Annotated in this window: 23 protein-coding genes and 1 riboswitch; of the genes, 3 read left to right on the plus strand and 20 right to left on the minus strand. The window is 71.9% G+C overall.

The window, feature by feature from the left end; translation table 11 throughout:
- Nucleotides 1-44: 44 nt before the first annotated feature.
- Entirely contained in the window at nt 45-1481 is a 1437-nt protein-coding gene (locus tag ACWCPN_RS30215) for a polysaccharide pyruvyl transferase family protein (protein WP_451212496.1), read from the minus strand.
- Between the two features lie 80 nt (nt 1482-1561).
- Nucleotides 1562-2755, minus strand: a complete 1194-nt coding sequence (locus ACWCPN_RS30220; RefSeq protein WP_451212498.1) for an MBL fold metallo-hydrolase — start codon at nt 2753-2755, stop codon at nt 1562-1564.
- 170 nt (nt 2756-2925) lie between these two features.
- On the opposite strand from ACWCPN_RS30220, the gene ACWCPN_RS30225 reads away from it, so the two are divergent.
- Entirely contained in the window at nt 2926-4140 is a 1215-nt protein-coding gene (locus tag ACWCPN_RS30225; protein WP_451212501.1) for a Glu/Leu/Phe/Val dehydrogenase dimerization domain-containing protein, read from the plus strand.
- Nucleotides 4141-4205: 65 nt separating this feature from the next.
- Nucleotides 4206-4805 (plus strand): TetR/AcrR family transcriptional regulator, encoded by a 600-nt coding sequence (locus ACWCPN_RS30230; RefSeq protein WP_451212504.1) that lies wholly within the window; start codon nt 4206-4208, stop codon nt 4803-4805.
- A gap of 120 nt (nt 4806-4925) precedes the next feature.
- Here the strand turns inward: ACWCPN_RS30230 and ACWCPN_RS30235 are convergent, their stop codons facing one another.
- From ACWCPN_RS30235 to ACWCPN_RS30245, 3 genes are all read right to left on the minus strand, one after another.
- On the minus strand, nt 4926-5711 hold the full coding sequence (locus tag ACWCPN_RS30235) for an SGNH/GDSL hydrolase family protein (RefSeq protein ID WP_451212618.1): 786 nt from the start codon (nt 5709-5711) through the stop codon (nt 4926-4928).
- A 254-nt stretch (nt 5712-5965) separates the two neighbouring features.
- Nucleotides 5966-6925 (minus strand): M23 family metallopeptidase, encoded by a 960-nt coding sequence (locus ACWCPN_RS30240; RefSeq protein WP_451212507.1) that lies wholly within the window; start codon nt 6923-6925, stop codon nt 5966-5968.
- Between the two features lie 4 nt (nt 6926-6929).
- Nucleotides 6930-7088, minus strand: a riboswitch (cyclic di-AMP (ydaO/yuaA leader).
- Between the two features lie 307 nt (nt 7089-7395).
- On the minus strand, nt 7396-9495 hold the full coding sequence (locus ACWCPN_RS30245) for an alpha-galactosidase (RefSeq protein WP_451212510.1): 2100 nt from the start codon (nt 9493-9495) through the stop codon (nt 7396-7398).
- Between the two features lie 172 nt (nt 9496-9667).
- On the opposite strand from ACWCPN_RS30245, the gene ACWCPN_RS30250 reads away from it, so the two are divergent.
- Nucleotides 9668-10465: a tyrosine-protein phosphatase gene (locus tag ACWCPN_RS30250; RefSeq protein ID WP_451212513.1), complete on the plus strand. Its 798-nt coding sequence runs from the start codon at nt 9668-9670 to the stop codon at nt 10463-10465.
- Between the two features lie 6 nt (nt 10466-10471).
- On the opposite strand, the gene ACWCPN_RS30255 is transcribed toward ACWCPN_RS30250, so the two are convergent.
- The 15 genes from ACWCPN_RS30255 to ACWCPN_RS30325 form a co-directional block, all read right to left on the minus strand.
- A complete protein-coding gene (locus ACWCPN_RS30255) occupies nt 10472-10594 on the minus strand; it encodes a DUF6126 family protein (RefSeq protein ID WP_365124230.1) in 123 nt (40 codons plus the stop codon).
- On the minus strand, nt 10591-11214 hold the full coding sequence (locus ACWCPN_RS30260) for a helix-turn-helix domain-containing protein (protein WP_451212517.1): 624 nt from the start codon (nt 11212-11214) through the stop codon (nt 10591-10593). Before ACWCPN_RS30260 ends, ACWCPN_RS30255 begins: the two co-directional genes overlap by 4 nt.
- A gap of 74 nt (nt 11215-11288) precedes the next feature.
- The gene (locus tag ACWCPN_RS30265) at nt 11289-12674 is read right to left on the minus strand and encodes an aminotransferase class III-fold pyridoxal phosphate-dependent enzyme (RefSeq protein ID WP_199212813.1); all 1386 of its coding nucleotides are present in this window, start codon (nt 12672-12674) and stop codon (nt 11289-11291) included.
- The gene (dxs, locus tag ACWCPN_RS30270; RefSeq protein ID WP_451212520.1) at nt 12671-14578 is read right to left on the minus strand and encodes a 1-deoxy-D-xylulose-5-phosphate synthase; all 1908 of its coding nucleotides are present in this window, start codon (nt 14576-14578) and stop codon (nt 12671-12673) included. Before dxs ends, ACWCPN_RS30265 begins: the two co-directional genes overlap by 4 nt.
- A 35-nt stretch (nt 14579-14613) precedes the next feature.
- On the minus strand, nt 14614-15747 hold the full coding sequence (gene ispG / locus ACWCPN_RS30275) for a flavodoxin-dependent (E)-4-hydroxy-3-methylbut-2-enyl-diphosphate synthase (protein WP_451212523.1): 1134 nt from the start codon (nt 15745-15747) through the stop codon (nt 14614-14616).
- Between the two features lie 4 nt (nt 15748-15751).
- The gene (hpnH, locus tag ACWCPN_RS30280) at nt 15752-16774 is read right to left on the minus strand and encodes an adenosyl-hopene transferase HpnH (protein ID WP_451212526.1); all 1023 of its coding nucleotides are present in this window, start codon (nt 16772-16774) and stop codon (nt 15752-15754) included.
- Nucleotides 16775-16779: 5 nt separating this feature from the next.
- Nucleotides 16780-17421, minus strand: coding sequence for a phosphorylase family protein (locus tag ACWCPN_RS30285; RefSeq protein WP_365124219.1), 642 nt, complete (start codon nt 17419-17421; stop codon nt 16780-16782).
- Between the two features lies 1 nt (nt 17422).
- On the minus strand, nt 17423-19474 hold the full coding sequence (shc, locus tag ACWCPN_RS30290; RefSeq protein ID WP_451212529.1) for a squalene--hopene cyclase: 2052 nt from the start codon (nt 19472-19474) through the stop codon (nt 17423-17425).
- 114 nt (nt 19475-19588) lie between these two features.
- A complete protein-coding gene (locus ACWCPN_RS30295; RefSeq protein ID WP_451212532.1) occupies nt 19589-20722 on the minus strand; it encodes a polyprenyl synthetase family protein in 1134 nt (377 codons plus the stop codon).
- Nucleotides 20722-22158: a hydroxysqualene dehydroxylase HpnE gene (hpnE, locus tag ACWCPN_RS30300; protein WP_451212535.1), complete on the minus strand. Its 1437-nt coding sequence runs from the start codon at nt 22156-22158 to the stop codon at nt 20722-20724. The genes ACWCPN_RS30295 and hpnE overlap by 1 nt, the downstream gene beginning before the upstream one ends.
- Nucleotides 22155-22295, minus strand: coding sequence for a DUF6380 family protein (locus tag ACWCPN_RS30305; protein WP_365124211.1), 141 nt, complete (start codon nt 22293-22295; stop codon nt 22155-22157). The genes hpnE and ACWCPN_RS30305 overlap by 4 nt, the downstream gene beginning before the upstream one ends.
- Nucleotides 22295-23245: a presqualene diphosphate synthase HpnD gene (gene hpnD, locus ACWCPN_RS30310; protein WP_392292579.1), complete on the minus strand. Its 951-nt coding sequence runs from the start codon at nt 23243-23245 to the stop codon at nt 22295-22297. The genes ACWCPN_RS30305 and hpnD overlap by 1 nt, the downstream gene beginning before the upstream one ends.
- Nucleotides 23242-24138, minus strand: a complete 897-nt coding sequence (hpnC, locus tag ACWCPN_RS30315) for a squalene synthase HpnC (protein ID WP_451212540.1) — start codon at nt 24136-24138, stop codon at nt 23242-23244. Before hpnC ends, hpnD begins: the two co-directional genes overlap by 4 nt.
- Before the next feature lie 358 nt (nt 24139-24496).
- Nucleotides 24497-25294: an ABC transporter ATP-binding protein gene (locus ACWCPN_RS30320; RefSeq protein WP_199212808.1), complete on the minus strand. Its 798-nt coding sequence runs from the start codon at nt 25292-25294 to the stop codon at nt 24497-24499.
- Nucleotides 25287-26216: an ABC transporter permease gene (locus ACWCPN_RS30325; protein ID WP_451212543.1), complete on the minus strand. Its 930-nt coding sequence runs from the start codon at nt 26214-26216 to the stop codon at nt 25287-25289. Before ACWCPN_RS30325 ends, ACWCPN_RS30320 begins: the two co-directional genes overlap by 8 nt.
- Nucleotides 26217-26244 lie beyond the last annotated feature (28 nt).

Raw genomic sequence — 26244 nt, forward strand, 5'->3', positions numbered from 1 at the left:
GGGGCGGAGGATCCGTCACCTTGCGTCACCCGCGCCGGGCCCGGTCACTTCGGCGCGAGCCGCTTCACCAGACGCCGCGCCCTGGTGGGCAGACGCCTCTTCGCCTGGGCCTCGAGCGCCCGGAGCCGCTTCTCGCTGGACTCCCGCTGCGCGGCGAGCGCCGCCTCGAGCTTCTTGATGTGGGAGGCCTGGGCGGAGGCCTTCTTCTCGGCCCGGGCGGCCTGGCGCGCGATCGCCTTGTTCTGCTCCCGGAGCATGGTGATGCGGAAGAGCAGGTCGTCCACGCTCTCGGCCTCGGCGCGGCGGAACGGCCGGGGGAATCGCGCGGCCCGGACCCTGCGGTCGTACTCCTCGCCGCCGTCCCCGTGCTCGTAGGCGTTCCGCAGGCCGTTCCTCGTCATGAAGTCCAGCAGCCGCTGGAACCCCTCGGCGTAATGCGCGTCGAAAGCCGAGTAGTCGGTCTCGGCGTAGAGGTCCGCGACGTCGGCGTCGGCCTCCAGGTCGGTGATGACCCGGTGCGGGATGTGGTGGTACCGGGACAGCTCCAGCGTCCGTGAGTCATGGGCGAACACGAACGCCGGGGTGCCGGCGACCAGAGCGGCGATGTTGCCGTGGATGCGCGTGCCGACGGCGAAGTCGTACCGGGTGAGGGCGTCCATCCAGCTGTGCGGTTCCAGCGGGACGCACACGTCGGCCGTGCGTATCAGCGGGTGCGAGCTGAGGTCGGGCATCGGCATGGACTGCCGTGCGGCGACGGCGGTGTCACCCCAGTAGAGCGTCTGGAGGTCGCGGCCCTCCTGCGCGAAATAGGTGAGGTCGGGGTGCTGCTTCAGGATGGACTCGTTGACGGCGGAGGCGAGTTCGGCGTTCGCGAGCCGCAGCGCGGTGGACAGCGCGATCCGGGCTCCCTCGGGCAGCGCCTGTCCGCCCGGGTGTTCCATCCGGAAGCCGGGGCCCCGGAAGTAGACCGAAGGGCATCCGATGACGTCGACGTCACGGAAACCGAGTTCGCCGAGGTAGCGCTGGGTGAACTCGCCCCGCACGCCGATGGACTCCGAGCGGTCCAGTACCGCGGCGACGAACCGCTTGACGGCCTCGTCGACGGGCTTCAGGAACGCGGTGTCGTAGTCGAGTTTCGCCTGCGCGCCGACCCCGAACACGACCACCGGGACCTTCAGCCTGCCGATGAGGTCCGCGAGGATGTGCATGTGCGGAATGAACTTCGCCTTGAAGGCATTGGCCATCGGCAGTACGAAGACATCGCATTCGTCATTGATCCGGTCCGCGTCCGCGACCGTAAGTTCGGCGAAGTGCGTCGTGTCGACCCGGATCTCCGCGCCCGGCACGGACATGTGCCGGTAGGCGGAATTGGTGTACATCAGATTGCCTACGTTGCCCCGAATGCTGTTGCGCACCAGGGTGCTCTCGATCGTGGGCACGTTGAATGGGTCGTTCCCCGCCTGCATGAGAATGCGCTTCACAGGCCGAGAGCGTAACCGCGCACCGCACCTTTACGGAATCCTTGCGCATCCTTCTCTTCGCCGTGGCAGGCGCCACCGGGTCACCGCTCGCCGGCCAGGCCGACCTCGGTGCGGCTGAACTCCCCGGCAGCCGCGGGTTCCTGGGGCCGGCGCCGGAGATGGGCGACGGGTGCCTTGGCGGAGCGCCACCAGGCGTCGGCGGGGAGCTTCCCGGCGGGCTCGAAGGGTTCGCCCGGCCGGGGCAGGGCCACCGCCTGGGCGGCCTCCTCGGCGGCCTCCTTGGTCCACTCGCCGGGCTCGGCCCAGGGGTGCGGGGCGAGGTTGAAGGTGCCCCAGTGGATCGGCAGGAGTACGCCGTGCGGGGTGCCGCCCTGGAGGTCGAGGTGGGCGCGCAGGCCCTCCTCGGGGGTCATGTGGATGTCGGGCCAGAACTCGCTGTACGCGCCGATCTGGATCATCGTGACGTCGAACGGGCCGTGCGCCGCGCCGATTTCCCGGAAGCCGTCGAAGTAGCCGGTGTCACCGCTGTGGTAGACCCGGTGCTCCTCGCCGGCGACGGACCAGGACGCCCACAGGGTGTGCTGGGTGTTGCGCAGGCCGCGGCCGCAGAAGTGGCGGGCCGGCGTGGCGGTCAGGGTGAGACCGCCGACCCCGGTGGACTCGTGCCAGTCGAGTTCGCGCAGCCGGTCCGCCGGGACCCCCCACCGCTCCAGGTGCGCGCCGACGCCCAGCGGCACGGCGAACACGGTGTCCGTGCCGGCCAGCGCCTTGATGGTGGGCATGTCCAGGTGGTCGTAGTGGTCGTGGGAGACGACCACCACGTCGACCGGGCCGAGCGCGGCCAGCGGCAGCGGCACCGGGTGCAGCCGACGGGGCCCCGCGAAGGGGAACGGGGAGCAGCGCTCGCCCCAGACCGGGTCGAACAGGACGCGGTGACCGTCGATCTCCACGAGCACGCTGGAGTGCCCCATCCAGGTCACCCGCAGCCCCGTCGTGGGCGGCTTGGCCAGGTCGGCGAGCGTGGTGGCGTGCACCGGGACGGTGCCGGACGGGGAACGCAGGGGACGGGTGTCCTTGTCCAGGAACACCTTGGCGAGGTCCAGCGTGGAGCCGGAGGGCCGGGTCCGGGCGGTGCCGCCCGGGTTCTGGAAGACACCGTCCCTGAAGTGCGGGGAACGGCGGATCCGGGCGAGGCGCTCACCGCGCGGCTGCGCGCCGAAGGCCTCGGGCTGCAGCGCGCTGAGCCCGGAGCTCTTGGAACGCGGACCGGTCACGGTTACCTCCAGTGAAGTCGCTGAGTCCTCCATTATGGTCGGCCCCTCCGAAAGGGCGGAGCCGCCCGCTCCACCATCCCGGCCCACCGGGCGGCCGGGGCGGCCCGCACGGCGCTTTGACAGCGGCCCGGCGGCTGCGGATACTGACCCGCTGTTCAGTAATACCCGTCATGCCGCTCAGTGACCCACCTCCGGGAGCCACCGTGACCGCCGCCCCCCTCATGTCGCTCGTGTGGACCGACCACGTCACCGGGCGGCGCGGATTCCTGGTCGTCGACCGGCTGGTGCGCGGTGTGGCCAGCGGCGGGCTGCGCATGCGCGCGGGCTGCACGCTGGAGGAGGTCACCGGGCTCGCGCGCGGCATGACGATGAAGGAGGCCCTGCACTACGACCCGCAGGCCCGCTACGTCCCCCTCGGCGGCGCCAAGGGCGGCATCGACTGCGACCCGCGGGACCCGGCGGCCTACGGGCTGCTCGTGCGCTACCTGCGCGCGATGCGGCCGTACGTCGAGAGCTGCTGGACCACCGGCGAGGATCTGGGCCTCAGCCAGGACCTGGTGGACCGGGCCGCCGCCGAGGCGGGCCTGGTCTCCACCGTCCAGGCCGTGTTCCCGCTGCTGGACGACGAGCCGGCGGCCCGCGCGCGCCTCGCGGACGCCTTCGCGGTGCGGGTGGACGGCATCGGCCTCGACGAGCTGGCGGGCGGCTGCGGGGTCGCCGAGTCGGTACTGACGGCCCTGGACCGGGACTCGGTGCCGTACCGGGGCACCCGGGTGGCGGTGCAGGGGCTGGGCACGATGGGCGGGGCCACGGCGCGTTTCCTCGCGCGCGCGGGTCTGACGGTGGTGGCGGTGGCCGACGTCAAGGGCACCGTCGCCAACCCGGACGGCCTCGACGTGGAGGCGCTGCTGGCGGCGCGGGACTCCTACGGCACGGTCGACCGCGCCGCCCTGCGCCCGGCCGACCGTGAGCTGCCCGGCGAGGCCTGGCTGTCGGCGGACGCGGAGGTGCTGGTGCCGGCTGCGGTGTCGTACGCCGTCGACGCCGCCGGTCAGGAGCGGATCACCGCCCGCTGGATCGTCGAGGCCGCCAACATGCCCGTCCTGCCCGAGGCGGAGCGGCTGCTGGCCGCGCGCGGGGTGACGGTGCTGCCGGACGTGGTGGTCAACTCCGCCACCAACGCCTGGTGGTGGTGGACGCTGTTCGGCGACATCGGCCCGGACGCCGAAGAGGCGTTCGCCCACATCCGCCGCTCGATGCGGGCCCTGACCGGGACGGTGCTGGACCGCGCGCGGGCCGACGGGACGACGCCGCGTGCCGCCGCCCACGCCCTGGTGTCGGACCGGCTGCCGGTCATCGCCGGGCGTTTCGGGTGGTACCGCTGACCCGGCGGGCGCCGCGGCCGCAGGCGCCCTGGGGCGGTGTCCGGCGGACGGACTAGTGTGACCGCGTGGCGAGAGTGCGGTTGAGTGTGGCCGAGCGGCGGGAGGAAATGCTGCGGGCCGCCATCGGGCAGATCGAGGCGCGGGGCGTGGCGGCGGTCAGGATCGCCGATGTGGCCTCGGCGCTCGGGGTGAGCAACGCGCTGGTGCTGTACCACTTCTCGACGAAGGAGAAGCTGGTCGCCGCCGCCTTCGCCTACGCGGCCGAGGACGACCTCGCGCGGCTGCGCGCGCTGCTGGACCGGCGGACCTCCGCTCTGCGCCGGCTGCGCGCCGCCGTGCGCTGGTACGCGCCCACGGGCCAGGCCAAGGGCTGGCGGCTGTGGATCGAGGGCTGGGCGGTGTCGCTGCGCGAACCGTCCCTGCGGGCGGTCACCCGGGATCTCGACCAGCGGTGGAAGGCGGCGATCGCCGAGGTCATCGCCGAGGGCGTGGCGGCGGGCGAGTTCACCTGCCCGGACCCCGCGGGCACGGCCCTGCGGCTCACCGCCCTGCTCGACGGCCTGGCCGTGCAGCTGACGTCCTATCCGGGCGCGGTGCCGCGCGCCCGGGCGCAGGAGTGGGTGAACGACGCCCTGGCCAGGGAACTGGGCCTGCGGGACCGGTAGCCGGTGGGAGCGGCCGGCCGAAGCGCTCCGGCCGATCCACGTGCGGGTCCGACGGGGCGTGCGGGCGTGCCCCGCACCGCCGGGATCGCGGTACGGGGCACGGTCAGGCCGCGCGCGGGGTCAGGCGACCGCCGCGATGCGCATCTTGATGTCGTTGGGCGACAGCGCGCCCTTCGCCGTGACGTGGTCCCCGGAGGACTCGCCGCGCAGCCGGCGCCCGATCCACGGGACGAGGTACTCACGGGCCCAGTGGACGTCGTCCCGGCGGATCTCCAGGGTGCCCCGGGGCGGGAGCGCCGGCCAGGCCTGCTCCGGGTCGGCCGGGATCTCCAGGCCGAGGGCCTGGCCGGCCCGCAGCGCCACGCGGGTGTGCCCCTCGGGCGAGAGGTGCAGCCGGTCGTTGTCCCAGGCCCGGCGGTCCTGGACGGACCTCAGGGACCACAGGTCGAGCACGGGGCAGCCGTAACGGTCGGCGATGGCGCGCACGTGCCCGTTGTAGGTGGCGATCTTGCCGCGCAGGTGCTTGAGCACCGGCACGCCCCGGGTGTCGAAGCCGGTCGTCACCATCACCGTGCCCGCGGCCGCCGCGAGCGCCGCGATGGCGCGCTCGAAGCGCTCGGCCACCTCGTCGGGGTCGGTGCCCGGCCGGATGATGTCGTTGCCACCCGCACAGAAGGAGACGAGGTCCGGGGCCATTTCGACGGCCTTCGGGAGCTGGTGCTCGACGATCTGGTCGAGCAGCTTCCCGCGGACCGCGAGGTTGGTGTAGTTGAAGTCGCCCTCGGGCCGCCGGTCGGCGAGCAGGACCGCGAACCGGTCGGCCCACCCGACGAACGCCCCGTCGGGCCCGCGGTCGCCGACGCCCTCGGTGAAGCTGTCCCCCACCGCCACGTACGACCCGATCACTGATGTGTTGTCACTCTTCGAATCGTCTGCCACGTCGGACCATGATTCACCTTCGGATGTGACCTACGCGACCGTAGGCAGGGGTTGACGAGCGGTGAGATGAGACACCCTTAAAGAGTTTGCCAACCCAGGAATACGGCCGGTACGGGGGTCGTCCGGACACACCGAAGGCCGGACCCGGGGATCGTGGGTCCGGCCTTCGGAGCCGTGTCAGGCAGGTGGTGTCGAGGAGGGCGTCCCTCGGCCCGGACGGCTCAGAGGGCGACGCCGTGCGAGCGGAGGTAGCCGACGGGGTCCACGTCCGAGCCGTACTCCGGGGTGGTGCGGATCTCGAAGTGCAGGTGCGGACCGGTCACGTTGCCGGTGGCGCCGGACAGGCCCACCTGCTGGCCGGGGGTCACGGTCTGGCCGGCCGAAACCGAGAGCTGGGAGAGGTGGGCGTACTGGGCGTAGTAGCCGTCGTTCAGCTTGATGACGACCTGGTTGCCGTACGCGCCGCCCCAGCCGGCGGAGACGACGGTGCCGGCGGCGACGGCCTTCAGCGGGGTGCCGGTGGGGACGACGAAGTCGACGCCCGTGTGGTAGCCGCTGGACCACATGCTGCCCGCTACGTGGTAGGCGGTGCCGATGGTGGGGGCGGCGACCGGGAGGGTGTAGCCGGTGGCGGGGGCGGCCTGGGTGGCGGGGGCGGCCGGGGCGGCGGCCTGGGTGGCCCGGGCCACCGGGGACGACTGGGTGGCGGGGGCGGCCGGTGCGGCCTTCGCCGGGGCCTGCGCCCGGGCCTGTGACGGCTGCGCGGACCGCGCCGGGGCGGGGGTCTGGGCGCGGGTCGGAGCGGCGGCCTTCCTGCCCAGCGACAGCTTCAGACCCGGGTGGATCAGCGCCGGGTTCTCGCCGACGGCCTGCCGGTTGTCCGCGTAGAGCCGGTGCCAGCCACCGCCGACATGCTGCTCGCCGGCGATCTTCGCGAGGCAGTCGCCGGACTTAACCGTGTAGGTGCGTACGCCGGAGGCGTTCTGCGCGGCGGTCTTGCCGGCCGACGCCTGCGCCACTGACTGCACGGCCTTTCCGGAGACGGGCTGCGCGGTGGCGGCGTGCGCTCCGGTGGCACCCAGCAGGGGCAGGGCCAGTGCGGCGCCACCGGTTCCGGCGACGGCGACGGAGCGGGTGAATCGCCGGGACTTGGGGCGGCGGTGCTTACCCTTCGCGGGCATGACGCATTCCTCTCCGGCGCCTGCGAGGTGAGCTGTCGGGTTCGGGCTGGAGCTGCCCGGCCGCGCGGTGCGCGGCTGCACCCCGAGCCTGTCGCGGAGACCGGGACAGGCAGTCGTACCTGATGGGTCCCCCGCTCCTGCCGTGCACGGGTCATGTGTGTGGGACTCCGGGCGGCGGCAGGATTCGGCGTTCCGTCCGGATTGCTGGCGAACGTAAGCGAGCGGAACGCGGGGAAACAAGCGACAGATTCCCGGCGTTCAGGTGCCAGAAGATCCAAATAGGAAATTCTCGGTCACCGTGCGTGAATTCCGGCCCGCCCCGCGAGTTCAAATTCCCGTTGCGCTCCGGGAATTAGGTGGACATGACGAACAGCGGACGGTCACGGTTATGACGCTCCTCACGCAGCGCTCCCCCAGTCGCCTTTATTCCGTGCCGAATTACAACGAAGGCACCAATCGGGACATAGGAGTCATATGCGACACAGGCGGATGACTGCCGCGTCCAGGTCGCCGCGCAGTCCGGTCGTCAGCCCGTGGTGCAGCAGTACCGCACCCCGGTGCACCTCGCCCGTTTCGCGGCATTCGTACGATGCCGTCGGATCGAGGCCGCGCAGCCGTACACGGGGCACCGGCTCTCCGTAACTCTGCGCCTGGAGGCAGGCCAGGACGACCGTCTCGTCATCGAGAACGTACTGGACGGCGCTCAGACCTCCCGCCGGGGGCAGCAGCCGGTACAGCTCGCCGCGCTGGACGAGCGGCCTGACCTCCTTGTAGAGGGCGACCCACCGCCGGGCCTCGGCCAGCTCGTCGTCGGTCCACTCCGTGAGGTCGCCGCCGACCCCGAGAACGCCCGCCATGGAGCTGACGAACCGGAAGCGCAGGGTGCTCACCCTGCCGTTGAGCTGGGTGTTCGGACTGTCGGTGACCCAGGCGGCCATCACGCGCGCGGGATGGAGCTGGCTGAACCCGTGCTGGATGGCGAGCCGGTCGAGCGGATCGGTGTTGTCGGAGGTCCACACCTGGTCGGTGCGTCCCAGCACCCCGAGGTCGATCCGGCCGCCGCCGCCCGAGCAGGACTCGAAGGCGACTCCGGGGTGGGCGGCACGCAGCCGGTCCAGCAGGGCGTACAGCGCGCGGACGTGGTCGATCCACAGGCGCTGCGGATACGGCTCCCCCGGCCAGCCGGCGTCGGTGAAGCAGCGGTTGAAGTCCCACTTCACGTAGTCGATCGGGGCACCGGACAGCAGGGTGTCCAGCCGCTCCCACAGATACTCCTGGACGTCCTCGCGGGCGAGGTTGAGAACGAGCTGGTTGCGCAGTTCCGTCCGCCTGCGGCCCGGCTGGTACTGCACCCAGTCCGGGTGGGCGCGGTACAGGTCGCTGTCCGGATTGACCATCTCGGGCTCCACCCAGACGCCGAACCCCATGCCCAGGCCGTGCACCTGGTCGGCCAGGGGCTTGAGGCCGTGCGGGAACCGGTCGGGGTTGGGCGTCCAGTCCCCGAGTCCGGCCCGGTCGCTGGTGCGGGCGCCGAACCAGCCGTCGTCGACGACGAACAGCTCGACGCCGATGCCGGCCGCCCGCCGCGCGAGCGCCGCCTGCTGCTCCTCGGAGATGTCGAAGAACGTGGCCTCCCAGGAGTTGAACAGCACCGGCCGGTCCCGCTCGGCGTCCGGGATCACGTGCGCGCGCTGGTAGGCGTGCCAGGTCCGGCTGGCCCCGCCGAAACCGCCGTCGCTCCACAGGCCCGCGAAGACGGGGGTGGTGTAGGACTCCCCCGGTGCGAGGAGCAGCAGGCCCGAGTCGTCGTGGCCGGCCCCGCCGGTGATCTGCACGCGCGCGTCGGGCAGTTGGGCGACGGCGATCCGCCAGGAGCCGGACCAGCCGAGCGCGCAGCCGTAGACCTCGCCGCGTTCCTCGGTGGCGTCGGTGTCGAGGGCGACCCAGGGCAGGTGCTGGTGGCCGGTGTGGCCGCGGCGGCTGCCGATGACCTTCTCGCCGTGGGTGAGCGGCGCGCGGGTGAGCAGGGACTCGGCCGCCCAGCGGCCGTGCAGCTGGGACAGTCGCCAGCCGTCGCGGTCGGGCAGGGTCCAGGTGGCGGCGTCGGCGCGCAGCAGTTCCACGCGCGCGTGCCCGCCGTTCTCCAGGGTGACCCGGCGCTCCACGACGTCGCCGCGCATCCGGTAGTGCAGGGTGATCGCCAGTCCGTCGTCGTCGAAGCGCAGCCGCAGCTCCGCGCCGTCGGTGCCGTCCCCCGTGCCGTCCCGGTCGCATGCGTACGACACGAAGCGCCATTCGGTGCCGCGCCGCTCGTCGGTGCGCACGCAGAGGGCGGGGCGGACGAAGCGCGGGCCGCCCTCGACGGGGTACTCCTCGCGGCCGTCGAGCGGGGACTCGAAGGGCCGGTGGACGGGCTGCGGGCCCATGGCCAGGGCCTCGGCGTCGGCGAGCGCGATGCGCGGCCCCCAGTGGAGGTGGAGCAGTTCGTGCGCCTCGGTCAGGTGCAGGGCGTAGCTGCTGGTGGGCCCCGACAGAAGCCAGGTCCGTCCGTTCTCGGCGATGTCCACCATCGAGACCTCACAGGTGTCAACAGATCCGCGCAGGTGCGCACATCATCGGGGCCGCTGCGCCCCGGTAGCAACGCCTGTGGACAACTCGTTGCCCGAGGTGATCGATGTCGTATCGTCGACGGAACGCCCGCCGGCGCGCCGAGCCGACGGGGTCCGACCCGGAGGAGCCCCCGTGACGCAGCAGGTCCCGTCGACCGAGCCGGAGCTGGCCGGTGTGCGCAATTTCCGTGACGTGGGCGGACTGCCGACCGAGGACGGCCGGCGGGTGCGCCCGGGGGTGCTGTTCCGCAGCGGCCACCTCGCGCACGCGACGGAGGAGGACGCGGCCTTCCTCGGCTCCCTGGGCCTGCACACGGTGTTCGACTTCCGCAACGCGGCCGACCAGAAGCTGGAGGGCCCGGACGTCGCCCTGCCGGGCGTGCGGAACGTGAACCTGCCGCTGAGCGACCCGGCGGACGGAGCCGAGTTCTGGAAGATGGTCCGCGACGGCGACGTCGGCCAGTTGCGCGCCATCCTCGCCGACGGCAAGGCCGCCGCCCGGATGGTCGCCTCGTACCGGACGATCGTCACCGAGCGCACGGCCGAGCACTCCCGGGTGCTGCACTCGCTGGCCGAGGACAGCGTCCCCGCGCTGATGCACTGCGCCGCCGGCAAGGACCGGGCGGGCATCTCCATAGCGGTGACCCTGCTCGCCGTGGGCGTGGAGCGCGACGCGATCGTCGCCGACTACCTGGAGTCCAACGCCAAGCACCGCCGCTACAAGGTGCGCCGCAACGGCAGCCCCGACTCCGCGTACACCCCCGAGGTGATGGAGCTGCTCAGCCCGCTCTTCGACGCGCGCGCGGAGTACCTGCAGGCGGCGTTCGGCAGCATCGAGGCGACGTGGGGCGGGCTCGACGCCTACTTCGAGCAGGGCCTCGGACTCACCTCGCGGACCCGTGAGCGGCTGCGGGAGCGTCTGCTCGACTGACGCCCGTCAGCTCTTGGCGCCCACCGCGAACAGCAGGTAGAGGAACGCGGCGAACAGGTGGCCCACGGCTATGTAGATGATCAGCCGGACCCACAGGGAGCGGGGGAACTTCTCCTCGAAGTCGCTCATGGCAGTTCTCCGGTCAGGGGGCCCAGGCACAGCGCGGCCGTGGGGCTCTGCAGCAGGGTGTGGACGAACAGCAGCTCCACGCCGCCCTGGTCCTCGGCGGCCAGGCGGTGCGGGGTCAGGGAGTCGAAGTGCGCGCTGTCCCCGGGGGCCAGCAGGTGCGCGGTGTCGCCGAGGCGCAGCCGGAGGCGTCCCTTCAAGACGTGCAGCCATTCCTCGCCGGGATGGACGCGCACGATGTCGCCCTGCGCGCCGTACGGCACGCGGACCCGCAGCGCCTGCATGCCCCGGCCGGAGGCGCCGGCCTGGAAGTAGGTCCAGCCGCCCGCCCGGGTGGGTTCCATGTCGGCGGCGCGCACGATGGCGTCCCGGTCGGCGACCCGCTCGCCCAGCAGTTCGGAGACGGTCGTACCGTAGGTGCGGGCGAGCGCGAGCAGCATCGGCAGCGAGGGCTGGCGCCCGCCGGTCTCCAGCCGGGAGAGGTGGGCGGGCGAGAGCCCCGCGGTACGGGCCGCCGCCTCCAGGGTGAGGGCGGCACGCCGGCGCAGGGCGCGGAGCTGCGGCGCCACGGCGGGCAGGTCGTCGCCCTCGCCCGCCGGTGGCGCGGCTTCTGAGGCGTTCATGCCTCCATTGAGCCGCAGAGTTGCCTCTGCGGCAAATTTCTTGCCTCAGAGGCAAAACTGCTCGGGCGGGCGGCCTAGCGGTTGCCCACCGCCTGTTTGATCAGCGTCTTCCCGAAGTCCCACATCAGTCCGCCGCCGCTGTGCGCGTCGTCCATGACGGCGGTGAAGGCGGTGACGAACCGGTCCACGTCGGCCTCGTCGATGATCAGCGGCGGGATGAGCTTGATCACCTCCAGATGGTCGCCGGAGACCTGCGTGAGGATGTGGTGGCGCTGCAGCAGCGGGACGACGACCATCTGCGCGAACAGGCCCTTGCGGGCGGCCTGCAGCATGGTCCAGCGGCCGCGCAGCTTCAGCGAGGAGGGCCGCCCGAACTCGATGCCGATCATCAGGCCCCGGCCGCGCACGTCCGCGAGCAGCTCGTAGCGGTCGGTCAGCGCGGTGAGCCGTGACTTCAGCAGCTCGCCGGTGGCACGCACCCCGGCGACGATCTGCTCGTTCTCCATGACCGACAGCACGGCGAGGCCGGCGGCCATGGCCTGGGCGTTGGAGCCGAAGCTGGCCGAGTGGACCAGGACGCGGTCCATGGACGAGTAGACCTTCTTGAAGATCCAGTCCTTGCCCAGGGTGGCCCCGACGGGTACGTAGCCGCCGGACAGCGCCTTGGCCACGCACACCAGGTCCGGCTCCACGCCCTCCTCGTGCTGGTAGGCGTAGAAGTCGCCGGTGCGGCCGAGGCCGGTCTGCACCTCGTCGGCGATCAGCAGCGCCTTGTGCCGGTGCAGCAGTTCCTGGGCGGCGCGCAGGTAGCCGGGCGGTGCCTCGTGCACGCCCTTGCCCTGGATGGGCTCGACGATCAGGGCGGCCACGTCGCCCTTCCTCAGCTCCCCGGCGAGGGCGTCGAGATCGCCGAGGGGCACGGCGGTGTCGGGCAGCAGCGGGGCGAAGCCGTCGCGGAAGCCGTCCTCGCCGTTGACCGAGAGGGAGCCGGTGGTCAGGCCGTGGAAGGCGTGGTCGCAGTACAGCACGCGGGGCCTGCCGGTGGCGTACCGGGCGAACTTCAGGGCGGTCTCCACCGCCTCCGTGCCGCTGTTGCCGAAGAACACCCGGTCCAGGTGAGGGCTGTGGGCGAGCAGCCGCTCCGCGAGAAGGCCCGGCAGCGGCTGGCAGTCGAAGCGGGTGAGGTCGGCGAGGCCGAGGTCCAGGACCTCGTGCAGCGCCTTGCGGACGACCGGGTGGTGGCGGCCGAGGCCCATCACCCCGAACCCGGCGAGCATGTCCAGGTGGTCGGTGCCGTCCGCGTCGAAGAAGTGGGCGCCTTCGGCCCGCTCGTAGACCCGGTCGAAGCCGATGGTGTGCAGCATGCGCGGGAGCTGCGGGTTGAGGTGCCTGGCGTGCAGCTCGTAACGTTCGGCTCCGCGCTCGGCGAGGAGGGCGCCGAGGTCGAACTCCGTGCTCATTCACTCTCCTTGGCTGTGCCGTCGGCGGCCCTCACGGCCCCGACGGCCAGACTGGCGCTGATCCGCCCGGCGATCTCCACGGGCGTGAGGCCGATGTCGGCCAGTACCTCGCCGCGCTTGGCGTGGGCGAGGAACTGGTCCGGGATGCCGAAACGGCGTACCGGCACGTCCACGTCCGCGTCGCCGAGGGCGAGGGCCACGGCCGAACCGACACCCGCCGCGCGGCTGTTGTCCTCCACGACGGCGACGAGCCGGTGTCCGGCGGCCAGGCCCGGCAGGGCGGGGTCGACGGGCTTGACCCAGCGGGGGTCCACCACCGTGCAGCCGGTGCCCCGGGCCGCGAGCAGTTCGGCGGCCTGGAGGCACACCGGCGCCATCACGCCGACGGCCACCAGCAGCACCTCGGGGTGTTCGCCGCGGTGCAGTACGTCCATGCCGCCCACCTGGCCGACAGCCGGGATGTCCGGGCCCACCGCTTCCTTGGGGAAGCGGACCAGGGTGGGCGCGTCGTCCACGGAGACCGCCTCGCGAAGCTGCGCGCGCAGTTGCCCGGCGTCGCGCGGGGCGGCGATCCGCAGGCCGGGCACGACCTGGAGGACGGACATGTCCCACATGCCGTTGTGGGACGCCCCGTCCACTCCGGTGACACCGGCCCGGTCCAGCACGAAGGTGACCCCGCAGCGGTGCAGGGCCACGTCCATCAGCAGCTGGTCGAAGGCGCGGTTGAGGAAGGTGGCGTAGACGGCGACGACCGGGTGGAGTCCGCCGGTGGCGAGCCCGGCCGCCGAGACGGCCGCGTGCTGCTCGGCGATGCCCACGTCCCACACCCGGTCCGGGAACCGCTCGGCGAAGCGGCCGAGGCCCACCGGGTGCAGCATGGCCGCCGTGATGGCGACGACGTCCTCGCGCTCCTCGCCGATGCGGACGATCTCGTCGCCGAACACCGAGGTCCAGGAGGGGCCGCCGGCCGGTGCGAGGGGCGCGCAGGTGAGCGGGTCCATCACGCCGACGGTGTGGAAGTGGTCCTCCTCGTGGGCGAGCGCGGGTTCGTAGCCGCGGCCCTTCTCCGTGAGGCAGTGGACCAGCACGGGCCCGTGGAAGCGCTTCGCGCGGCGCAGTGCCGACTCGACGGCGCCGATGTCGTGCCCGTCGATCGGCCCGAGGTACTTGAGCCCCAGGTCCTCGAACATGCCCTGCGGGGCGAAGGCGTCCTTGAAGCCCTTCTTCGCGCCGTGCAGGGACTCGTAGATCGTGCTGCCCACCACCGGGGTGCGCAGCAGCACCTCCTTGCCCCAGGCGAGGGCCTTCTCGTACCCGTCGGTGGTGCGCAGCGTGGCCAGGTGGTTGGCGAGTCCGCCGATGGTCGGGGCGTAGGAGCGCTCGTTGTCGTTGACGACGATGATCAGCGGCCGGTCCCGGGCTGCCGCGATGTTGTTCAGCGCCTCCCAGGCCATGCCGCCGGTCAGCGCGCCGTCGCCGATGACCGCGACCACGTGCCCGTCCTCCCCCAGCACCTGGTTGGCCTTGGCGAGGCCGTCCGCCCAGCCGAGCGCGGTGGAGGCGTGGCTGTTCTCGATCACGTCGTGCTCGGACTCCTCGCGGGAGGGGTAGCCGGACAGGCCGCCCTTGCCGCGCAGCTTGGAGAAGTCCTGACGTCCCGTCAGCAACTTGTGCACATAGCTCTGGTGGCCGGTGTCCCACAGGATGCGGTCGACCGGTGACTCGAAGACCCGGTGGAGCGCGATGGACAGTTCCACCACGCCCAGGTTGGGTCCGAGGTGACCACCGGTTCTCGCAACCGCTTCCACCAGGAAGTCGCGTATTTCTTGGGACAGTTCGCCGAGTTCCGCCTCGGACAGCGCCTTCAGGTCGCGTGGTTGCCGGATGGTCTCCAGGATCGTCACGCTGGGCCCCCTCTCGGTCCGTGCCGTGCCTTGCCTCAACTCACGTCGTCCGCGGTGCCCGCCCCCTCGGCGAGCTTCATGGCCTCCTCGATGAGGGTCTCCACGATCTTCGACTCGGGGACGGTCTTGATGACCTCGCCCTTGACGAAGATCTGACCCTTGCCGTTGCCCGAGGCAACTCCGAGGTCGGCTTCACGGGCCTCGCCCGGGCCGTTGACCACGCACCCCATCACCGCGACCCTGAGCGGCACTTCCATGCCGTCCAGGCCTGCCGTGACCTCCTCCGCCAGTTTGTAGACGTCGACCTGGGCGCGGCCGCAGGACGGGCAGGAGACGATCTCCAGCCGCCGCTGCCGCAGACCAAGGGACTCCAGGATCTGGATGCCGACCTTGACCTCCTCGGCGGGCGGTGCCGACAACGAGACACGGATGGTGTCGCCGATGCCCCGCGACAGCAGCGCGCCGAAGGCGACCGCCGACTTGACCGTGCCCTGGAACGCCGGGCCGGCCTCGGTCACGCCCAGGTGCAGGGGGTAGTCGCAGCTCTCCGCGAGCTGCCTGTAGGCCTCGATCATCACGACCGGGTCGTTGTGCTTGACGGAGATCTTGATGTCGCGGAAGCCGTGCTCCTCGAAGAGCGACGCCTCCCACAACGCGCTCTCGACCAGGGCCTCCGGGGTGGCCCTGCCGTACTTCCGCAGCAGCCGCCGGTCCAGCGAGCCGGCGTTGACGCCGATCCGGATCGGCGTGCCGTGGTCCTTGGCGGCCCGCGCGATCTCCTTGACCTTGTCGTCGAACTGCTTGATGTTGCCCGGGTTCACCCGCACCGCCGCGCAGCCCGCCTCGATGGCCGCGAAGACGTACTTCGGCTGGAAGTGGATGTCCGCGATCACCGGGATCCGCGACTTGCGGGCGATGGCGGGCAGAGCGTCCGCGTCGTCCTGCGTGGGGCAGGCGACACGGACGATCTGGCAGCCGGACGCGGTGAGTTCCGCGATCTGCTGCAGGGTGGCGCCGATGTCCGACGTACGGGTCGTGGTCATCGACTGCACCGAGACCGGGGCTCCGCCCCCGACCGCCACCGGCCCGACGTGGATCCGCCGCGACACACGGCGCGGCGCGACCGGCCGGGCCGGCACCTCGGGGACGCCCAGGGGGACGGCGGTCACGGCGTCACTCCCGGTTTCCGGAGACGGTCTCGCGCATGGCCCGCAGCGACTCCTTCAGGGAGCCCATGGTGGCGAGGACGGCGGTGGGCTCGTACCCGCAGTGCGCCATGCAGTTGGCGCAGCGCGGGTCCTTGCCGCGGCCGTACTTGTCCCAGTCGGTCTTCTCGATGAGCTCCCGGTACGTCGGGACGTAGCCGTCGCTCATCAGGTAGCAGGGGCGCTGCCAGCCGAAGAGCGAGTAGTTCGGGATCGCCCAGGCGGTGCACGGGAAGTCGACCTTGCCCTCCAGGAAGTCCAGGAAGAGCGGGGAGTGGTTGAGCCGCCACTTGCGGCGGTTGCCGCCCGCGAAGGCCTTCCGGAACAGCTCGCGGGTCTGCTCCACACCCAGGAAGTGCTCCTGGTCGGGCGCCTTCTCGTAGGCGTAGGCGGGCGAGATCATCATCTCGTCCACACGCAGGTCGTCGTTGAGGAAGTTGAGCACCTCGATGATCGTCTGCGGGGTGTCGGTGTTGAAGAAGGTGGAGTTGGTGGTCACCCGGAAACCGCGCCGCTTGGCCTCCTTGATGGCCTCCACCGCCTCGTCGAACACCCCCTCCTTCGCGACCGACTCGTCGTGCCGCTCACGCAGCCCGTCGATGTGCACCGCGAAGGCGAAGTAGGGCGAGGGCGTGAACTTGTCCATCTTCTTGCGCATCAGCAGCGCGTTGGTGCAGAGGAAGACGTACTTCCGCTTCGCCACGAGCTGTCGCACGATCTCGTCGATCTGCGGGTGCATCAGCGGTTCACCGCCGGCGATGGACACCATCGGCGCACCCGACTCCAGCACCGCGCCCACGGCCTGGGCGACCGGCATGCGCTGCTTGAGGACACCGGCCGGGTGCTGGATCTTGCCGCAGCCCTCGCACTTGAGGTTGCAGGCGAAGAGCGGTTCCAGCTCGACGATCAGCGGAAACTTGTCCCGCCTGCGGAGTTTCTGTTCGGCCAGGTATGTAGCGACCTTGATGGACTGACGCAACGGCATGGCCATCTGGCTCACCTCCGGGGGAGCGACAAAGAACGGTGCCATTCATAAAACGCGGGCAGAACCGAGCGAAGGACACGGAAGGCTGATATTCCACCGCGCACCGTGCCGATCCGGACGAGTTCATGTTCGGGAGCGTCCACGACCACCCGTACGGCCGCAACCGGGCGCCCGCCGGCGCGCACGGCGCCCAGCAGCGTGGCCGCGGACTCCATGTCGACCGCGATCGCACCGGTCGCGCGCAGCGCGGAGCGCTCCGGGCCGCGGACGACGTGGTCGGAACCGATGAGCGGCCCGGTGTGGACGGTGCGCCCGGGCAGGACGCGCGCGATCTCCTTGCCGAGCAGTTCGGTACCCACGCACGGGACGGTCCCGCGCGGGTCCCGGGTCTCCTCGGCGACGACCAGGTCGCCGGGGTGCATCCCGGAAGCGAGTCCGGCGCAGAAGCCGGTGGCCAGGACGGCCGCGGCGGTGAGCGCCGGTTCGGACAGGTGCCGGGTGACGGACCGTTCCGCCGCCCGGGGCCCCATGCCGGTGCGGACGAGGGTGACCGGTCCTCCCGCCCCGTCGCGTTCGCCGGTGCGCAGGGCGAGGTGCTCGATGCCGAGCGCGCAGGCGATCAGCAGCGGGGGCGGGGCGGGCCGGGTGCTCACCTCAGCTCACCGTGGCCTCGGGCAGCGGCTTCCTGCCGTCGGGGTGGGACCGCCTGGCCCGGGCGAGCGGCGGCCGCTCGAACGGGTCGCCGTGCAGGTAGCGGCCGAGCGCGGTGAGCGGGAACACCTGGCGGTACAGGTGGTAGTTGATGGAGAAGTCCCAGGGGAAGCCGGTGCCGGTGAAGTACGGCTCGTCCCAGGAGCCGTCCTCCCGCTGTGTCGCGGCAAGCCACCGGACGCCGCGTTCCACGGCCTGCGACTCCCGCTCCCCCGCCGCGAGCAGCGCCATCAGCGCCCAGCCGGTCTGCGACGCGGTGGAGGCGCCGCGGCCGCTCCACTCCTTGACGTGCTTGTAGGAGCGCAGGTCCTCGCCCCAGCCGCCGTCGTCGTTCTGCACCTTCTCCAGCCAGGCCACCGCGCGCCGGATCGCCGGGTGCGAGCCGGGCAGACCGGCCGCGGTGAGCGCGGGCACCACGGAGCCGGTGCCGTAGACGTAGTTGACGCCCCAGCGTCCGAACCACGAGCCGTCCGGCTCCTGTTCGGCGAGGAGCCAGTCGATGCCGCGCCGGGTGCGGGGGTCGTTGGCCAGGCCCTCGGCGGCGAGCATCTCGACGACGTGCGCGGTGACGTCGGCGGACGGCGGGTCGATGACCTCGCCGAAGTCGCAGAACGGCAGCCGGTTGGGGAACGGGCTGGTGTTGTCGACGTCGAAGGCGCCCCACCCACCGTTCCTCGACTGCATTCCCAGGTTCCAGCGCACCGCGCGCCCGACGGCGTGGTCCACGCGGTCGGGGTCGTGGTGCCGGACCCGGCGCAGCGCGAGGGCGACCTCGGCGGTGTCGTCGATGTCCGGGTAGTTGTCGTTGTGGAACTCGAACGCCCATCCACCAGGCGGCAGTTGAGGACGCTTCACGGCCCAGTCCCCGGGCCGGACGATCTCCTCGCCGAGCATCCAGTCGGCCGCCCGGACCAGTTGCGGATGGTCGACCGGCAGACCCGCGTCGACGAGCGCGATGGTGGCCAGGCAGGTGTCCCACACCGGGGACTGGCAGGCCTCGATCATCCGGGCGCCGTCCTCGCGCCACACGGTGAAACGGTCCAGCGAGGCGAGGCCCTCGCGCATCACCGGGTGCTGGAGGTCGTAGCCGAGCAGCCGCAGGGCGATGACCGAGTACACGGCCGGGGGCTGGATGCCGCCCCAGCAGCCGTCGTTCTCCTGCCGCTCGATGATCCAGCGGGCGGCGGAGTTCATCGCGGCCTTGCGCAGCCGGCGCGGGACGACCTTGCGCAGTTGGTGCAGCGCCTTGTCCAGGCGTTGGAAGGCGCCGTCCCAACTCGCCAGCGGAGCGAAGGGCTTGGCGGGGTTGGGGTCGGCCGGGTCGGTGTGCAGCTCGTCCAGCGGGAAGGGGGCCGGGCGGACGGGGCGCTTGGCCGAGACGATGGTCAGCGGCACGATGGTCTGCCGGGCCCAGCAGCCGAAGTCGTAGATGTTGAGCGGCATCCAGTGCGGGAAGTAGATCAGCTCCGGCGGGAGTTCGGGCAGGTCCTCCCACTTCCACCAGCCGAACAGGGCGAGCCAGATCCGGGTGAAGACCCGGGACGCGGCGATACCGCCGTGCGCGCGGATCCAGGCCGAGGCCTTCGCCATGTGCGGGGCGTCGGGCGCGTCGCCGGCGAGGCGCAGGGCGACGTACGCCTCGATGGTGGTGGACAGTTCGCCGGGGCCGCCGTGGAAGGTGGCCCAGGTGCCGTCCGCCCGCTGCTCGCCGCGGACGAACAGGGCGGCGGCCCGCGCCGTCTCCTCGTCCAGGATGCCCAGGAACTGACGGAGCAGCAGGTCCTCGGCGTCCATGGTGACGTTCGTCTCGAGGTCGCCCTTCCACCAGCCCTGGGCGTCCTGGCGGGCGAGCAGGAAGTCGGTCGCCCGGCGCGCGGCGCGCTCGACGGCTTCTGGTACCCCGGCCGCCTCGGGGATGGTGATGTCCGTTTCGCTGGCCGCGGCAGCCCGGGGCGGCATGGTCGCTCCGGTGCTTCCGTCGGTCGTCGCTGTCATGGCTTCCCCTTCGTGCAGTCGTGCGAGTCGTGCTGCTGTGGGTCCGCCGTCGGCCGGTGCCGTCATCCGCGACACCGGCCGGCGACTACGCGAGGGTTATTCGACCGATAGTGATCATCTCTTCCGTACGACGACGAAATCGGCGAGCGCCGTGAAGGCGGCCCTCACCCGGTCGGGCATGTCGACGGCGTCGAGGGCCTCGATGGCGATCGCGTGCTGCCGGCGCGCCTCCCCGGCCGTCCACTCCCGGCCGCCGGCCTCCTCGATGAGGGCGGCCCGGGCGGCGAACTCCGCCTCGGAGAAGTTCTCGAAGTCGCTGCTCTTGGCGTCGGCGGCGAGGATCTCGCCGAGCCGCGCGGAGGCGTCGCCGCCCGCCGCGAGCGCGGCCACCACCGGCAGGGACTTCTTGCGCTGGCGCAGGTCGCTCCAGGTCTGCTTGCCGGTGGCCTCCGGGTCGCCCCAGATGCCGAGAAGGTCGTCGACGGCCTGGAAGGCGAGGCCGAGGTGGTAGCCGTAGCGCTCCAGCGCGTCGGCGGTGGCGTTGTCCGCGCCGCCGAGGACCGCGCCGATCGAGGAGGCGCAGGCGAGCAGGGCGCCGGTCTTGTTGCCCTCCATCTCCAGGCACTCCTCGACGCTGACCCGGTCGCGGTGCTCGTAGGAGATGTCCTGCGCCTGACCGTCGATCAGGGCGCGGGTGGCGGTGGTCAGCCGGCGGGTGGCGCGGCCGGCCTCGACGGTGCCGAGCTCCAGCAGGACCTCGTTGCCGAGGGCGAACAGGGCGTCGCCGACCAGGATCGCCTGGGCGGGGCCGTGCACCTTCCAGACGGTGTCGCGGTGCCGGCGCTGCTCGTCGCCGTCCATCAGGTCGTCGTGCAGCAGCGAGAAGTTGTGGACGAGTTCGACGGCGACCGCGCCGGGGACGCCCACCTCGGGCGCGGCGCCGGTGACCTCGGCGGAGAGCACGGCGAGGGCGGGGCGGACGGCCTTGCCGCCGTCCCCGTCGGCCGGGTTGCCCGCGGCGTCGATCCAGCCGAAGTGGTAGGCGGCGACGGTGTCCATGGGCGGCGCCAGGCGGTCGACGGCGGCGCGCAGGACCGGGGTGGCAAGGGTGCGGCCGCGCTCCAGCAGCGCGGTCACGTCCACCGCGGTCCTCGAGTCGGTCGTCGAGGCGGGGGGCACAGTGGGCACAGTCTCTCCTGTTGTTGCGGTACCGGGGGTGCGGGGGCCCGCCGCGTATTGCTCGGTCATCAGGCCGCCTCCTCGAACGCGAAGAGGCGGGCGGGGCGGGGCCGGCCCAGGGCGCTCAGCGCGGCGTCGGCCGCGCTCACGCCGCTGCGGACCGCACTCTCCATGGTCGCGGGCCACCCGGTGGCGGTCCACGCTCCGGCCAGGTACAGGCCGGGGGCCTTGGTGCGGGCGCCGGGCCGCAGCCGGCCGACGCCAGGGGTGGGGGCGAACGTCGCCGTGCGCTCCCGGGTCACGAAGAAGTCCTTCACCACGGCGCCGCGGGTACCGGGGATCAGCCGCTCCAGCTCGGGCAGGTAGCGCTCGCGGAGCACGGCGACCGGCTCGTCGATGTCGTCCCGCGCGGCGGACTGGGACACCGCGAGGTACTGGCCCTCGCGCAGCCCGGAGGCGTCGGTGCGGTCGAAGACCCACTGCACGCGGGTGCCGAGGGCGGCGAGGAAGGGCCGGGCGAGCACCTTGCGGTCGTAGACGACGTGCACGTTGAGGATGGGCGCGGTGCCGATCTCCAGCAGCCGCCCGGGGGCGTCGAGGGCACCGGGCGGCAGCAGGTCGTGCGTCTCGCGCTGGGGTACGGCGAGGACGACCGCGTCGGCCCGCAGCGTCTCGCCGGGAACCTGAACGCTCCAGCCTCCGTTCTCGTTGTGGAGGACGGAGGTGACGCGTGTACGGAGTTCGGTACGGACGCCCGCGGAGTCGAGCGCCTTGCGGGCCAGCCGGTCGTGCAGTTCACCCAGCGGGACAGCGGCCCAGCCGATGTCGGCCGCGCCCGGGTCGGACAGCAGACCGGTCTTGAACACCATCGCGGCGAGCCCCAGTGAGGCGTCGCCCGCGACCGCGTTGAGGGTGGCGACCCCGACCAGGTCCCACAGGGCCTCGACGGCCCGCGGTGACTGGCCGTGCGCGGCCAGCCAGCTTCCGAAGTCCTGGGCGTCCAGGGCAGGATCGGTGAGGTCGAGCCCCTTGAGCGCGAGCGCGGCGCGCCCGACGGCGGCGCGCTCGGCGAGCGAGAGGTGCGGATAGGTGGCCAGGCTGCGCCCCAGGTGGAGGGGGACGGGCAGCGGGTCGCGCCGCAGCCGGCCGAGGCGTCGGCCCTCGGGCTTCGCGACGTCGACGACGGGCACGTCCAGGCGGGCCTGCAGCGGTGCCAGCGCCGCGCCCTCGATCCGGTCGAGGAACCAGCGGTAGGCGGTGCAGCAGCGCAGGTACACGTGCTGGCCGTTGTCCACGGTCAACTCGCCGCGCTGGAAGGAGAAGGCGAGACCGCCCAGCCTGGGTCTGCCTTCGACGAGCGTGACGTCGACGCCCGCGTCGGCGAGCGCGAGCGCGGCGGTGACGCCGGCGAGACCGCCGCCGACGACGACGGCGGTGCGCCGCGGCGGGGCGCCGGGTGCCCGGGCACCGGCGTGCGCCTGTGCGGCGCGGGAGCCGTCGCTCATGCTGCGTCCTTCCGTGCGTGCCGACCGTGCTGGATGAACGGTGCACGGTCGGCCGTCGCAGTCAGGGACGCCACGCCGCAGCGCGAGGTTGCCCGTCGCGCCGGGTCGTCTGAGCCGGACGGTTCCCGGGAGCCCATCAGGCGCGCCTCCTGACGGTCCGCCGGGAGACGTGCCGGGTGTCGAGGCCGGACAGTCCGCGCACGGCGACGTAGGCCTTCTCGCGTCCGGGCAGCGAGACCCGGCCGCGCAGCACGGCCTCGGGGTCGCGCTCGATGCGGTCCAGCAGCCGGCGGTAGATGCCGGCCATGGCGGCCACGCAGGCGCCGCTGCGCCGGTCGAGCATGGGGAGCAGCCGGTAGCCCTCGGCGAACAGGGCGCGGGCCCGCCGTACTTCGAAGTGCACGAGGCCGGCGAAGTCGGAGCCTCGCGGCGGAGTGGGCCCGTCGAACCCGGCCGAGCAGCCGAACTTGGCCAGGTCGTCGGCGGGCAGATAGGTGCGCCCGCCCTGGGCGTCCTCGCGGACGTCCCGGAGGATGTTGGTGAGCTGCAGCGCGAGACCGAGCGTGTCGGCGTACTCGGGGGCGCGCTCGGCGCCGCGCGCGCCGGGCTCCGTACCGAAGACGCCGAGCGAGAGGCGGCCGATGGCGCCGGCCACGCAGCGGCAGTAGACCTTCAGGTCGTCCCAGGTCTCGTAGGTCTCGCCGCGCACGTCCATCTGGACGCCGTCGATCAGCTCGTCCAGACCGCCGAGCGGGATCGGGAAGGCCCGCGCGGCATGGGCGAGGGCCACCGCCACCGGGTCGGTGTGGTCCTCCTCGACCTCGCCGGCGCGGATCCCGGTGAGCAGTTCCCGGGTGTCCTCCAGCCGCGCGACCTTCACCTCGCCCGGCAGGTCGCCGTCGCCGATGTCGTCGACGCGCCGGGAGAACGCGTACAGGGCGGACATGGCGCGCCGCTTGGGCGTCGGCAGCAGCCGGATGCCGTAGGCGAAGTTGCGGGCCTGCTGCCCGGTGACGGCCTCGCAGTAGCCGTAGGCGGCGAGTACCGGTGCGGACACGTGCGGCACAGACTCCACGGTCCGGATCACCCCTCTCCTCGCAGAGTCGCGCCCGCCTCACGCAGCAACTGGACCTTGCCGGGCTTGGGCGGGCCGGGAAGTACGTCGTATTCGGCGGCGGCGATCGCCCGGACCGCCGCCCTTCCCCCCGCCACGAACCCCGCGAGCAGCAGCTTCAACCTGCCGTGGACGCTACCCACCAGGGGGGCGCCTTCATTCAGCAGATCGCGGGCGCGTTGTGCTTCGTATGCAACCAGGGCGCGCACCGAAGCGCTCGCGGTTTTCGCGGCGAGGTCGGTCTCCCGGACGTGGAAGAGCTTCATGTCCTGGGCCGGCAGGTAGATCCGGTCGCGGCCGAGGTCCTCCGCCACGTCCTGGAGGTGCTCGACGATCTGCAGCGCGGTGCAGACCGCGTCGGACAGCCGGATCCGCTCGGGTGTCGCGGTGCCGGTGACGGCGAGGACGAGGCGCCCGACGGGGTTCGCGGACAGTGCGCAGTAGGCGAGGAGGTCGTCGTAGGTCTCGTAGCGCCGCACGAGCTGGTCCTGGCGGTTGGCCGCGATGAGGCCGAGGAACGGCTCGGGGGTGAGGGAGCGGCGGCGCGCCGTGGGCTGCAGACGGCGCAGCAGCGGGTGGCGCGGGGTGCCGTCGAAGACCCGGCGCAGATCGGCCTCGAAGGCGTCGAGGAGGACCAGCCGGTCCTCGGCCTCGGCGGGTGTGACACCGAGGGCGCGGGCGTCGCCACCGCCGGGGGCCAGGTCGCCGTCGCCGATGTCGTCCACCAGGCGGGCGAAGCCGTACACGGCCATGAGGTCGTCGCGCCAGTCCCGGGGCAGGAAGAAGGGGGCCACGGGGAAGTTCTCGCTCGTGGCCTTGTCCAGGGTGGCCCGCTCCAGGTCCGGCGCCGTGCGGGTTGCGGTCACCGCGCGCTGCCCTGGGCGTGGACGGCAGACGCTGCGCTGAGCTGGGGAGTTTCCGTAGCCATTGCCGTCACATCTCCCGTTCTACACTGCCGATCCGATACACACTATTTCGGACACGCCGCCTGGCCCTCCCCGGGGCGGCCCGGCGGAGGGTGTCGCGCGTTATCGCCCCATGTGCCGCTTTCGGGGACCGGTACAGCTTACGTTGTACAACGCAGCTTGGACCGGCGGGGTGTCCAGCGCATCACAACAACACACCGATTGCCGTCAAGATTCCTACGTCATACGCGAGTTGACGTTTCCTTTGCAGACGCAGGGCCCCGCCGGAGAGGTTCCGCGGGGCCCTGGCCGAAACGGGTCACTTGCCCGTGAACTTCTCGTACTCCTTGAGGACCTCTTCGGTGGGTCCGTCCATGCGCAGTTCGCCGCGTTCCAGCCACAGGACGCGGTTGCAGGTGTCGCGGATGGACTTGTTGTTGTGGCTGACCAGGAAGACCGTGCCGGCCTCCTTGCGCAGTTCCCGGATCCGCGCCTCGGAGCGCTTCTGGAAGTTGCGGTCACCGGTGGCCAGCGCCTCGTCGATCATGAGGACGTCGTGGTCCTTGGCGGCGGCGATGGAGAAGCGCAGCCGGGCCGCCATGCCGGAGGAGTAGGTCCGCATCGGCAGGGTGATGAAGTCGCCCTTCTCGTTGATCCCGGAGAAGTCGACGATGTCCTGGTAGCGCTCCTTGACCTGCTCGCGGGACATGCCCATCGCGAGGCCGCCGAGGATGACGTTGCGCTCGCCGGTGAGGTCGTTCATCAGGGCGGCGTTGACGCCGAGCAGGGAGGGCTGGCCGTCGGTGTAGACCTTGCCGCTCTCGGCGGGGAGCAGTCCGGCGATGGCGCGCAGCAGCGTGGACTTGCCCGAGCCGTTGGATCCGATGAGGCCGATCGCCTCGCCGCGGCGGGCGACGAAGGAGACCCCGCGTACCGCGTGCACCTTGCGCACGCCGCGGGCCCCGTCGTCGGAGCCGCGCCTGAGTATGCGGCTGAGGGCGGCGGTGGCGCTGCCCTTGCCGGTCCTGGCGCCGTTGACCCGGTAGACGATGTGCAGCTCGTCCGCGATGACGGTCGGGCGCGGGTCCGGGGTGTCCAGGGGGTTGGTCTCAGCCACGGCCGTACCTCTCCTCCGCCTTCCAGAAGTACACGAAGCCGCCGGCGAAGACGACCACGGCCCAGAACAGGGCGATGGCCCACACGTGGGGCGGCAGGTTCGAGGCGTCGTACCCGTCGATCAGCGCGAAGCGCATCAGGTCCATGTAGACCGCTGCCGGGTTGACCTGCAGCAGCCGGACCACCCACTCGGAGCGGCCCTCCATCATCTTGCTGATGGAGAACATGACACCGGAGGCGTACATCCAGGTGCGCAGGACGAACGGCATGAGCTGGGCGAGGTCCGGGGTCTTGGCGCCCAGGCGGGCGACGATCAGCGCGAGGCCGGTGTTGAAGAGGAACTGCAGCACCAGTACCGGGACGATCAGCAGCCAGGACAGGCTCGGGTAGCTGCCGAACCCGATCGCCACGATGAACATCACGATCATCGAGAAGAGCAGCTGCTGGAGCTGCTGCAGCGAGAAGGACACGGGCAGCGAGGCGCGCGGGAAGTGCAGGGCGCGCACGAGGCCCAGGTTGCCGGAGATCGCGCGGACGCCGGTCATGACCGAGCTCTGCGTGAAGGTGAACACGAACACACCCGTGACCAGGAACGGGATGTACACGTCCTGGGACATGCCACGGCTCGCGTGCAGGATGACGCCGAAGATGAAGTAGTAGACCGCCGCGTTCAGCAGCGGGGTCGCCACCTGCCAGAGCTGGCCGAGCTTGGCCTGGCTGTACTGCGCGGTCAGCTTCGCCTGGGAGAAGGCGAGGATGAAGTGGCGGCGCCCCCAGAGCTGGCGCACGTACTCGGCGAGCGAGGGCCGGGCGCCGCTCACGGCGAGTCCGTACTTGTCGGCGAGCCCGGCCGCCGTCAGCCCCTCGTCGGGCGACGGGGCCGCGGTCACCGCGACTCCGGCGTCATGCGTTGTCTCACTCACGGATGGAAGCTTTCGTCTTCGAGTACGT

The sequence above is a fragment of the Streptomyces sp. NPDC002386 genome (assembly GCF_053593175.1).

What these genes read in the sequence shown, in the direction of transcription:
- ACWCPN_RS30265 (WP_199212813.1), bottom strand. Translation starts at nt 12,674, where the DNA reads ATGAGCACGGAGTTCGACCTCGGCGCCCTCCTCGCCGAGCGCGGAGCC.
- hpnE (WP_451212535.1), bottom strand. Translation starts at nt 22,158, where the DNA reads ATGAGCGACGGCTCCCGCGCCGCACAGGCGCACGCCGGTGCCCGGGCA.
- ACWCPN_RS30305 (WP_365124211.1), bottom strand. Translation starts at nt 22,295, where the DNA reads ATGGGCTCCCGGGAACCGTCCGGCTCAGACGACCCGGCGCGACGGGCA.
- ACWCPN_RS30240 (WP_451212507.1), bottom strand. Translation starts at nt 6,925, where the DNA reads ATGCCCGCGAAGGGTAAGCACCGCCGCCCCAAGTCCCGGCGATTCACC.
- ACWCPN_RS30225 (WP_451212501.1), top strand. Translation starts at nt 2,926, where the DNA reads ATGCCGCTCAGTGACCCACCTCCGGGAGCCACCGTGACCGCCGCCCCC.
- hpnH (WP_451212526.1), bottom strand. Translation starts at nt 16,774, where the DNA reads ATGGCCATGCCGTTGCGTCAGTCCATCAAGGTCGCTACATACCTGGCC.
- ACWCPN_RS30245 (WP_451212510.1), bottom strand. Translation starts at nt 9,495, where the DNA reads ATGGTGGACATCGCCGAGAACGGACGGACCTGGCTTCTGTCGGGGCCC.
- ACWCPN_RS30255 (WP_365124230.1), bottom strand. Translation starts at nt 10,594, where the DNA reads ATGAGCGACTTCGAGGAGAAGTTCCCCCGCTCCCTGTGGGTCCGGCTG.
- ACWCPN_RS30260 (WP_451212517.1), bottom strand. Translation starts at nt 11,214, where the DNA reads ATGAACGCCTCAGAAGCCGCGCCACCGGCGGGCGAGGGCGACGACCTG.
- shc (WP_451212529.1), bottom strand. Translation starts at nt 19,474, where the DNA reads ATGACAGCGACGACCGACGGAAGCACCGGAGCGACCATGCCGCCCCGG.
- ACWCPN_RS30295 (WP_451212532.1), bottom strand. Translation starts at nt 20,722, where the DNA reads ATGACCGAGCAATACGCGGCGGGCCCCCGCACCCCCGGTACCGCAACA.